Origin of the sequence: Priestia megaterium (assembly GCF_041941685.1) — a bacterium.
GTDB classification, from domain to species: Bacteria; Bacillota; Bacilli; order Bacillales; family Bacillaceae_H; genus Priestia; species Priestia megaterium_C.
The window spans coordinates 50,536-60,041 of sequence record NZ_CP130967.1 but is presented as its reverse complement, the minus strand read 5'-3'; the positions used below and the strand labels follow the sequence as shown (position 1 = coordinate 60,041).

The following is a 9,506-nucleotide window of genomic DNA, read 5'->3' as shown; positions in this document are numbered from 1 at the left end:
GCTGTTCGCCCATTAAAGCGGTACGCGAGCTGGGTTCAGAACGTCGTGAGACAGTTCGGTCCCTATCCGTCGTGGGCGTAGGAAATTTGAGAGGAGCTGTCCTTAGTACGAGAGGACCGGGATGGACACACCGCTGGTGTACCAGTTGTCTTGCCAAAGGCATCGCTGGGTAGCTATGTGTGGACGGGATAAGTGCTGAAAGCATCTAAGCATGAAGCCCCCCTCAAGATGAGATTTCCCATAGCGCAAGCTAGTAAGATCCCTGAAAGATGATCAGGTTGATAGGTCAGAGGTGGAAGCGTGGCGACATGTGTAGCTGACTGATACTAATCGATCGAGGACTTAACCAAAACTTTAAAAGCGTAAGCTTTACTCAGTAAACTGTTATCTAGTTTTGAGAGAGCAATCTCTTGTCTGGTGGCGATAGCGAAGAGGTCACACCCGTTCCCATACCGAACACGGAAGTTAAGCTCTTTAGCGCCAATGGTAGTTGGGACTTTGTCCCTGTGAGAGTAGGACGTTGCCAGGCAATCAATAAGACCCCTTATGAGTCTCTTGTAAAAGAGCATAGGGGTTTTTTATTTGAAATATTCTATCATAAGTAATGAAAATAACGCTTATCAAGGCGCTTATATAGATGTTTTTGGAGGATTAGCTCAGCTGGGAGAGCACCTGCCTTACAAGCAGGGGGTCGGCGGTTCGATCCCGTCATCCTCCACCACCGTGCCGGTGTAGCTCAACTGGTAGAGCAACTGACTTGTAATCAGTAGGTTGGGGGTTCAAGTCCTCTTGCCGGCACCACTTATATCGGAGGGGTAGCGAAGTGGCTAAACGCGGCGGACTGTAAATCCGCTCCTTCGGGTTCGGCAGTTCGAATCTGCCCCCCTCCACCATTCCTTTATTGGGCTATCGCCAAGCGGTAAGGCAACGGATTTTGATTCCGTCATGCGTTGGTTCGAATCCAGCTAGCCCAGCCATAGAGAGCCATTAGCTCAGTTGGTAGAGCATCTGACTTTTAATCAGAGGGTCGAAGGTTCGAGTCCTTCATGGCTCACCATTTATATTCACACGCGGGTGTGGCGGAATTGGCAGACGCGCTAGACTTAGGATCTAGTGTCTTACGACGTGGGGGTTCAAGTCCCTTCACCCGTATCTTTCATTAATTTCATATATGTGCGGAAGTAGTTCAGTGGTAGAACACCACCTTGCCAAGGTGGGGGTCGCGAGTTCGAACCTCGTCTTCCGCTTCATACAATATTGGCGGCATAGCCAAGTGGTAAGGCCAAGGTCTGCAAAACCTTTATCACCGGTTCAAATCCGGTTGCCGCCTCCACGTATAAAAGTCCTGCCGGGGTGGTGGAATTGGCAGACACACAGGACTTAAAATCCTGCGGTAGGTGACTACCGTGCCGGTTCAAGTCCGGCCCTCGGCACCATTTTAATAAGCGCCCGTAGCTCAATTGGATAGAGCGTTTGACTACGGATCAAAAGGTTAGGGGTTCGACTCCTCTCGGGCGCGCCATGAGCGGGAAGTAGCTCAGCTTGGTAGAGCACTTGGTTTGGGACCAAGGGGTCGCAGGTTCGAATCCTGTCTTCCCGACCAGAGAAGTATCATGGGGCCTTAGCTCAGCTGGGAGAGCGCCTGCCTTGCACGCAGGAGGTCAGCGGTTCGATCCCGCTAGGCTCCACCATACAATATACGGAGGAATACCCAAGTCCGGCTGAAGGGATCGGTCTTGAAAACCGACAGGGGTGTTAAAGCCCGCGGGGGTTCGAATCCCTCTTCCTCCGCCATTTTAATTTTATATCTTGGTCCCGTGGTGTAGCGGTTAACATGCCTGCCTGTCACGCAGGAGATCGCGGGTTCGATTCCCGTCGGGACCGCCATTTTTAAAGATAAGCGGGTGTAGTTTAATGGTAAAACCTCAGCCTTCCAAGCTGATGTCGTGAGTTCGATTCTCATCACCCGCTCCAAATAATGGGCCTATAGCTCAGCTGGTTAGAGCGCACGCCTGATAAGCGTGAGGTCGGTGGTTCGAGTCCACTTAGGCCCACCATATTTCACAGTAGCTCAGTGGTAGAGCTATCGGCTGTTAACCGATCGTTCGTAGGTTCGAGTCCTACCTGTGGAGCCATATCATATTGGCCCGTTGGTCAAGCGGTTAAGACACCGCCCTTTCACGGCGGTAACACGGGTTCGAATCCCGTACGGGTCATCTTAAAAGCAGTTTGCATATGCAAACTGCTTTTTTATTTGTAGTAGATAAATTATTGATTTTAATATAGAATTTATATCGTTTCATAGCAAAAATGTTAATTAGAAAATTTTTTGCTATCAGAGTAACAAATAGGAAGTGTATTCTTATATTCAGATTCGTCTATACCAAATGTTTATCTACTTATTTCTAATTTAAACAACAACTCTTTCTGGAACACTCTACAAAAAAGAACCCTTGTGGCAGTAAGGGTTTCAAGTGATTCATAAAGATGATCTCTCCATATCTGCGTAAACAAAGAGTCTATAACAAGTGCATCTTATATATATGCTTGTCTTCATAGATATACTAAAAATGCTCAACGATTCTGATACTTATCTAAAATTGAACTGATTGCCTTCTTTTTATTTCTAGGTAGTGGTTTCTTATGAGAAGCCTTAGGCAATTTCAACTTGGATTCATAACCTGTTTCTATGGTAGATAACTCCTCTTTTACCTTCTGTTGTGCTTCAATTTTTTCTTCAATAGTATTTAATCGGGTAGAATAATAAGGCATTCCTGATAAAATTGTTGTTACCTTTGCATGATCACTTTCATAGGTTCCTTCAAATAGATGGGTTGGTTCACCCCCTTAAAGGAACTAAATAGTTGGGCTGAATCTATCGTAAATAAGTCTAGTGGACCTTCATATATAATTCCTGCTTTTGGTATAGTTTGCATTTCAAGTGGTGCAAAGATTGAGTTTTCCCATGATTTTTTAATTACTTCTGTAATACCCTCATTACTAATATCTGCTTGCCCTTCATCTAATTTTGTTATTTCTGCAGATGAAATAGCAGAAATTCCTTTTGTGGAAAAAAATTGTACGTAAGTCTTTCTTATCTAAAACACCATGCTTAGAGTGTCTATCCGTATATTTAGGAAGAGTACTAATTAAGTTCACAAATGTTTCGTTTGTTTCTTTAAAGATTCTAGCTTTTCCTGCATTCGGATTTTTCTTTTTCACCTGCTCGTTATCAATAGGTAATACACAAAGGTCCTGACGTGAAAGCTCTTCAGTAACATACAGTGCATTGACTTGATGAACCAATGCTTCTGTAGTATCGGGTAAGATAGGAACAGCTACAATTGCTTTGTCATCCATTTCCTGAGCAAGAAGATCCACAAGCATCGGTCCAATACCACCACCAGAGCCACCACCTGCAGAAAAACAAACCATAATAATTTCAGTACTAGGTGTTGAAAAGTTCTCTTTAATAAACTTCAGTGCCATTTCCCAGTTTTTATCGACCATAAGATTAATAGCTTCATCTCGATTTTTTCCTACTCCTTCGCTACCTATAAGCGTTAGACGCTCTTCTACAAAATCTAATGACTCCAAATCACGTTCTGAAAAGTTCAATGCAACAGCATTAATACCATTTTCAAATGCTAAATCAGCTATATTCCCACCTGCAGCACCAATTCCTACAATACCTATCATATTTCCTTAACCCCCTCATTTTCTTCTCCTTGAAGTATGGCCTGTTGTACAGCCTGTTGACCGTATTCTGTTAGATACAATTTATGTTCTTTTCCTCCAGTAACAGTTCCTATGAAATGGATAGCTTCAAGCTTGTTGAGTGTCTTACGAAAGTTAGCTGTTGAATATTCAAACTCATCTGCAATACTACTTTTCTTTATCGCTTTAAACACAGCGTTTGCTTCATTCTGAAATAACCATCCCAGAATGCTAACATCTTCAATAGTCAGTTTCCTCATTACCTCCTCAAAGTAGTCACTCATATAGATACTCCTTTCTCTAAAATGTACGTCATAGATATTTAAGTAGTTTATTAGCTTTTGTTGTCATTCAGATACTTTCGATGGTTTTTTCTATGCAATAAAAGTTCATGTGAATCTATATAAACTCACTGATTCTCATTGCGCATCAAGTATCACTGAGTAACAATATCGCTACATCACTATCCATATGTATATTAGAAAATCCTTATGACACATTTCCCAGTTTTGCATCGGAATCGTATATTTTGAATTATTTGTGACAGAACTAAAAGAATAAATAACTGTTAAAAGTCATACTAAAAAAGAGCATATACTTGTTGGAAACCAACGGGTTTATGCTCTTTTGTTACTTATAACACTTATTATAGTAGCTAACTTTACATAGCAATAAAATAAAAGTTTCTAGAGTACTGAAACTTGCATTGAACGGCCAATAACTTCCATTATAATCCAGAAGGCATGAGGAAATATTTAAAATACAGCTGAAATCAAATAGAAAGTAAATTAATCTATCAAAAGGATTAATTTACTTTCTAAAGTCCCAATAATGAGAAGATAATTTATTAAACTTTTTTATTTCATCGTATAGATAAAGACAAGCCCGTTTTTATTGGCTTGTCTTGTTAAAGTTGAACGTTTCTTAGTTCATTCTATAATTGTTGTACAGCATATAGTAACAATTCTTCAATGTTTCGTTTGCCTAATTCTTTCGCTTTTTGCTGCAATTCTTCTTTCAAATCGCTTGTTACTTTGACTCGTACTACCTCCAAATCGCTATCAATGTAAATGCCACGGCTACGCTTGTTAATTTTACCTGAGACAAGAACAGACTCTAATAACTCCATAAGTTCATGTGAGGATTCGGTCAGTAATATAGGTTTGATTTCAATCAAAAATTGCTCTTTCTCTTCTTGTGGCGTAATCCTCATATTGGTCGGACTTAGGTATTGATAAAATAAATCCATGAGCTTATAAAGATGTGATTTTGCATAAGCTGTTTGCTTAAAGGCAAACGTAGCATAGCCTTCTTTGGTAATCATTTTTTTCGACTCAAGGGTATAGGCTGCTTCAAAGCCTCGGCTAATTAATTCCTCTAATGTTAACTCCTCATGTTGTTCTGTAACAGCCATAATCGGATCTTCTACGGAGATGATACGGGCAAGTTGCTCTTTTTCCTCGTCTTTCTTTACAAAAAGCTGAAATAAAGCAATATTTTGTTCGGCATGATAAAAATGACGCTTACTCGGTTTGCGCCCGATTTCATGCGTGCGCTTAAATGCTTCTAACTCTTCTTCATGGACAAAATAGCAATTGATTCCCCGGTATTCTTCTTGGAACGCTGGTAATAGTTCTTGCTTAATATACTTATTGACCGTTGTAACGGATATATCGAGTTGCTGCGCTACTTCTTTTGTCGTAAGTCCTGGCTTTTTTAATTCTTCTTTTAACCGAACTACATCCTCTAGATCAAATTCGTAACGACCTTCGATATGCCAGTCATCTTTATTAATCGGATGTAGTTTTCCTTGCTGGATATATGTATAAATTGTTTTCTTAGATGAAATAGCTAACATCTCCATCACGTCTTCAATGGTAATGATTTTACTAGGGTTATCAATCATAAAGCACACTCCTTCTATTTTTCTATTAACTAATAATTTATTATATCATATTTAAATAAGATTAAATCTTAAAAGTTATTATATTATAAGTGTAAATGTTAAAACTAACTTATAAAAAATAATGTTTTAATATTAACTCTTCATAACGACAAATAGGAGATTTTTCTACAAGGTATGTAATACTTAACGTATTTTTAACGAAATTACGTTAAGTATTACATATATAATTAAGTTAATTTCGAATTTAACATAATCAGTCTTATGTAAACTAAGGATTTATACCGTATACAGGACAGTATATACGATATAAATGTACAAGCGTATAATTAAAATAGTTAATTATGATAGGGGCGAGCCAATGAAATCTACTTTATTTACAGTAAAGAGTACACATTTTAATTCCATTGAAAATCTACCTGATCGTAAACCACGCCACACTTTATCTATAGAAATCCCTATTCTTCCTGCATTTTCTATAGAATATATGTCTTTCCAATTAGGACCTCTTTCAGCCATATCACCTTTATCTGAGGATCCGGACGATGTTCGAGTTACTGGTACTAAAATTAGTATGTTATCTGATTTTAGTGCGTCAGAAATTGAAGAAATCTATGATGGTTTAGATGTTATTATACACTACAGAGGAATAAGAGATTATAGTTTACTATTTCCTTGGATAACCCATAGAAATCTTAGAAAAAGATTGGGTCAATTTTATGAGGAAGCAGAAAAATGTTTTGATCAAGAATCTTGGCTGGCATTTTCGCTTATGTGTGGGGCTGTTTTTGAAGGTATGTTATATGGCAAATTAGAAAGACCAACAACAAACAATACATTTCACGAAATGATAACTACTTGTAAAAATAGGGGCTTTTTAAATAATCACCAAGCTAACATTATGAGCAAAGTAAAAGGGCTAAGGAATCTAGTACATGCCAATAAGTATAATATCCCTTATGTAGAAAGAAGAGATGCAATGGATATTAGAGCAACATTAGATCAACTAATTAAAGCTTTCAGTAATTAAAAAATAAATAAATTACAAGTTATGAAACGTTATTATAACAAAGACCGCCCATTATCTATAAGTGTATAGGCGGTCTTATCTATATTTGATGGTTTAAGTATATGACATAACGTATATAAAGGTAAATTACTTTTTGGACGTATATAAAGGTCTATTTTTATAGTTAAATAGACCTTTTATCGTTCGATTCTACACCGTACAAAAAGGTGTACCTTTTTAGACTATCTATATTGAACTATATAGTGCATGTGATATGGCGCATTGTTGTAATAAACATGGGCGTTCCCCCCGACTCTCAAAGGGTGTATTGTGTATTAATTCTAATTCCTTACCTTAAACCAGAATAATCCATATAATTGATTATATTCCCACATTTAATAGTTGGCATTTATTTGATAAAATAACTTTTGACAAACCCTATATGCATTATCTGATATTTATTTTCTATTTATTTTCTGGGATTTTTTACGAAAGCTCACTTAAAAGGCATGCGTTTTAAAACGTATGCCTTTTAAGTTTTTTTATTTTTTTTACATACCTACAACAAAGACCGCCCAATATATATCAGTGTATAAGGCGGTCTTAACTATATTCATGCTATTTAAACACAAAAAAACTACCCTTTATCAGGCAGTTTTTTTGAGAACATGCACCATAATATAATTGGAAACGGTGTTTCCTTATTTATTAATAATAACCATTTTGTGGTTATTTATTCATTTAAAAAGACAACCAAAAAATATGGCTGCCTTTAGCAAAGTTGAACAACTAGAAATTTAATTATACCATGTTTTTATTGAATATAAAGATCAACTACTGCGTTAGTGTTACTGCGTTAATACAGGCTTTATCTGTGGAGTAGAGCCATTAGTGGAATTTGTAAGGAAGCTGAGCCGAAGAGGTGAAAGGACGAAAAATAATGATTTGCATTATATTATAAATAAGAGTAATGATTAACGTATTTTATTAAAAATAGCGTTATCACTTACCTATAATGTAGAAAAACTCACAATTTGTCGTCAATTAGAGTAAATAATGAAACTTTAATAATATATAAAGTACTTTAGTATTTACTTAACAAATCATGAAACAAAGACGAAAGGTAAAGGTTTATTTTTTCTGAGTAGAGTTGATTACAATATTCATTTTTAAAGAATTTCTCCATATAATTTCCTCATATTTGAGCGCTGAACATTCACTATAATATACATCATATCAGGAAATAATTACCTTTTACCTCGAAGTCTAATTTAATAATAGATTTTATAGCAAACAAAAAGAAGCAAGCATGTTGTGCTTGCTTCTTTTAACTTTCACCAAAATTCATTGCAAAAAATAGCATACCTGACATGATAAGTAATGGAATTACAACAAAAGAGGCTAAACTAAAATATTTCATTAGCCCTTTTTCATGTTTTCCAAAAGCTATTACTCCACATGAAAAGCCCGCAAGATAAATAACGACTCCTACATAAAGAATATTTGAGCTATATATTGATGTGAAATATTGTCCGACTCCAATAAAAATTCCAAGCATCGATAAGAAAGTCCATTTCTACTCTCTAGATTTTGAACCCATTTAAAGGCCCATTGATTAAATTGCTCTCTAGACATATTACCTTTAAGAACGTTGTCTAATTTATTTATCAAATCATTCACTTTGAGATCGTAAAATATCTTAAGGCAATTAGAATCAACTTAAAGTTGATTAATAGTGCTTCTAGCTAATAGTAGAATAGGTCACCTCATAACCTACAGGTTATAAGGTGACCTATTCGTGTTTTACATCATATATGCAAATTGATATTACGGATGGCTATTCAGATGTATTAATCACTTGTGTAATTGTTAATTATTTCGGCCGGATATCTGCCCCCTGCTGCTCCGTGCGGAATAATCTCATTAATACGATTAAGGTCAGCCTGCGCGAGTTTGACATTTGCGGCACCAATGTTCTGCTTCACACGTGTCATACTACGTGAACCTGGGATTGGGACAATATCTTCTCCCTGGGCAAGAAGCCAAGCAAGAGCTAACTGGGCGACGGTGATATCCTTATCTACTGCCATTTCCTTCAGTTGCTCTGTTGCACGCAGGTTGTAAATGAAGTTATCTCCCTTCCAACGTTCGTCAATACGACGGAAGTCGTCCTCAGCATATTCCTCAGCAGGCTTTACAGCGTCCGTCAGGAATCCACGGCCAAGAGGAGCGTATGGGACTAGACCAATACCAAGTTCCCTCAAAACTGGTAATGTTCTCTCCTCGACCTCACGTTCGAATATTGAGTACTCACTCTGGAGTACAGAGACTGGAGTCACAGCGTGAGCGCGTCGAATCGTTTCAGGACCTACATTACTCAATCCAAAGTACTTTACCTTACCCTCCTTGATGAGTTCTCCAACGGTCCCGGCGACTTCCTCTATTGGAATGTTAGGATCAAGGATATGTTGGTAGAAAACGTCAATGTAGTCGGTCTGTAGATAACGCAGACTATTTTCTGCTACCTTACGAATGTTATCCGGATGACTGTTGAAACCTGAGCCGAGTGGCTCAACAGTCATATCAAACCCAAATTTAGTAGCCAGCACTACGTTTTCGCGGAAACCCTTAACCGCGCTTCCAACTAATTTCTCATTGTGACCGTGACCGTACCCATACACTTCAGCCGTATCAAAAAAGTTCACCCCTAGCTCATAGGCATGCTGAATGGTCTTAATTCCCTCTTTCTCATCTGATGGGGGGCCGTACGCCATAGACATCCCCATAGTTCCCAAACCAAGCGTTGATACGTTCAGACCTTGCTTTCCTAAATCACGATGTTTCATGAAAATTCCTCCTTGTATAATCTAATTTTTT

At 37.9% G+C, this 9,506-nt stretch carries 6 protein-coding genes, 18 tRNA genes, 1 rRNA gene and 1 other annotated feature; of the genes, 20 read left to right on the top strand and 5 right to left on the bottom strand.

Annotated elements, in window-relative coordinates:
- Positions 1-350: a sequence feature (23S ribosomal RNA rRNA prediction is too short), on the top strand.
- A gap of 63 nt (positions 351-413) precedes the next feature.
- The 19 genes from rrf to Q5794_RS31445 all read left to right on the top strand — a co-directional run bounded on the left by rrf (position 414) and on the right by Q5794_RS31445 (position 2,216).
- Positions 414-529: ribosomal RNA gene (gene rrf, locus Q5794_RS31535) — 5S ribosomal RNA — on the top strand.
- A 116-nt stretch (positions 530-645) separates the two neighbouring features.
- Positions 646-721: transfer RNA gene (locus Q5794_RS31530), tRNA-Val, on the top strand.
- Positions 722-725: 4 nt separating this feature from the next.
- A tRNA-Thr gene (locus Q5794_RS31525) sits at positions 726-801 on the top strand.
- Positions 802-809: 8 nt separating this feature from the next.
- A tRNA-Tyr gene (locus tag Q5794_RS31520) sits at positions 810-893 on the top strand.
- A 9-nt stretch (positions 894-902) separates the two neighbouring features.
- Positions 903-977: transfer RNA gene (locus Q5794_RS31515), tRNA-Gln, on the top strand.
- Positions 978-981: 4 nt separating this feature from the next.
- A tRNA-Lys gene (locus Q5794_RS31510) sits at positions 982-1,057 on the top strand.
- 13 nt (positions 1,058-1,070) lie between these two features.
- Positions 1,071-1,152 (top strand) — tRNA-Leu (locus tag Q5794_RS31505).
- A 23-nt stretch (positions 1,153-1,175) separates the two neighbouring features.
- Positions 1,176-1,247: transfer RNA gene (locus Q5794_RS31500), tRNA-Gly, on the top strand.
- 12 nt (positions 1,248-1,259) lie between these two features.
- Positions 1,260-1,333: transfer RNA gene (locus Q5794_RS31495), tRNA-Cys, on the top strand.
- A gap of 14 nt (positions 1,334-1,347) precedes the next feature.
- Positions 1,348-1,436, top strand: a tRNA-Leu gene (locus tag Q5794_RS31490).
- Positions 1,437-1,445: 9 nt separating this feature from the next.
- Positions 1,446-1,522, top strand: a tRNA-Arg gene (locus tag Q5794_RS31485).
- 4 nt (positions 1,523-1,526) lie between these two features.
- Positions 1,527-1,603, top strand: a tRNA-Pro gene (locus tag Q5794_RS31480).
- A gap of 12 nt (positions 1,604-1,615) precedes the next feature.
- Positions 1,616-1,691, top strand: a tRNA-Ala gene (locus tag Q5794_RS31475).
- A gap of 10 nt (positions 1,692-1,701) precedes the next feature.
- Positions 1,702-1,794 (top strand) — tRNA-Ser (locus tag Q5794_RS31470).
- Positions 1,795-1,811: 17 nt separating this feature from the next.
- A tRNA-Asp gene (locus Q5794_RS31465) sits at positions 1,812-1,887 on the top strand.
- Positions 1,888-1,900: 13 nt separating this feature from the next.
- Positions 1,901-1,974, top strand: a tRNA-Gly gene (locus tag Q5794_RS31460).
- A 6-nt stretch (positions 1,975-1,980) separates the two neighbouring features.
- Positions 1,981-2,057: transfer RNA gene (locus Q5794_RS31455), tRNA-Ile, on the top strand.
- A 3-nt stretch (positions 2,058-2,060) separates the two neighbouring features.
- Positions 2,061-2,135: transfer RNA gene (locus tag Q5794_RS31450), tRNA-Asn, on the top strand.
- 9 nt (positions 2,136-2,144) lie between these two features.
- Positions 2,145-2,216 (top strand) — tRNA-Glu (locus tag Q5794_RS31445).
- Between the two features lie 802 nt (positions 2,217-3,018).
- On the opposite strand, the gene Q5794_RS31440 is transcribed toward Q5794_RS31445, so the two are convergent.
- The 3 genes from Q5794_RS31440 to Q5794_RS31430 all read right to left on the bottom strand — a co-directional run bounded on the left by Q5794_RS31440 (position 3,019) and on the right by Q5794_RS31430 (position 5,623).
- Entirely contained in the window at positions 3,019-3,699 is a 681-nt protein-coding gene (locus tag Q5794_RS31440) for a hypothetical protein (RefSeq protein WP_374989665.1), read from the bottom strand.
- Positions 3,696-4,001 (bottom strand): hypothetical protein, encoded by a 306-nt coding sequence (locus Q5794_RS31435; RefSeq protein ID WP_029325486.1) that lies wholly within the window; start codon positions 3,999-4,001, stop codon positions 3,696-3,698. Before Q5794_RS31435 ends, Q5794_RS31440 begins: the two co-directional genes overlap by 4 nt.
- Positions 4,002-4,651: 650 nt before the next feature.
- On the bottom strand, positions 4,652-5,623 hold the full coding sequence (locus Q5794_RS31430) for a helix-turn-helix domain-containing protein (protein ID WP_374989664.1): 972 nt from the start codon (positions 5,621-5,623) through the stop codon (positions 4,652-4,654).
- A 358-nt stretch (positions 5,624-5,981) separates the two neighbouring features.
- Between Q5794_RS31430 and Q5794_RS31425 the strand changes: the two genes are divergently transcribed.
- Complete coding sequence (locus Q5794_RS31425) at positions 5,982-6,650, top strand: DUF4145 domain-containing protein (protein WP_374989663.1); 669 nt, start codon at positions 5,982-5,984, stop codon at positions 6,648-6,650.
- Between the two features lie 1,306 nt (positions 6,651-7,956).
- On the opposite strand, the gene Q5794_RS31420 is transcribed toward Q5794_RS31425, so the two are convergent.
- Positions 7,957-8,187, bottom strand: coding sequence for a hypothetical protein (locus tag Q5794_RS31420; protein ID WP_214987391.1), 231 nt, complete (start codon positions 8,185-8,187; stop codon positions 7,957-7,959).
- A 292-nt stretch (positions 8,188-8,479) separates the two neighbouring features.
- A complete protein-coding gene (locus Q5794_RS31415) occupies positions 8,480-9,475 on the bottom strand; it encodes an aldo/keto reductase (protein ID WP_374989662.1) in 996 nt (331 codons plus the stop codon).
- Positions 9,476-9,506: the final 31 nt, after the last annotated feature.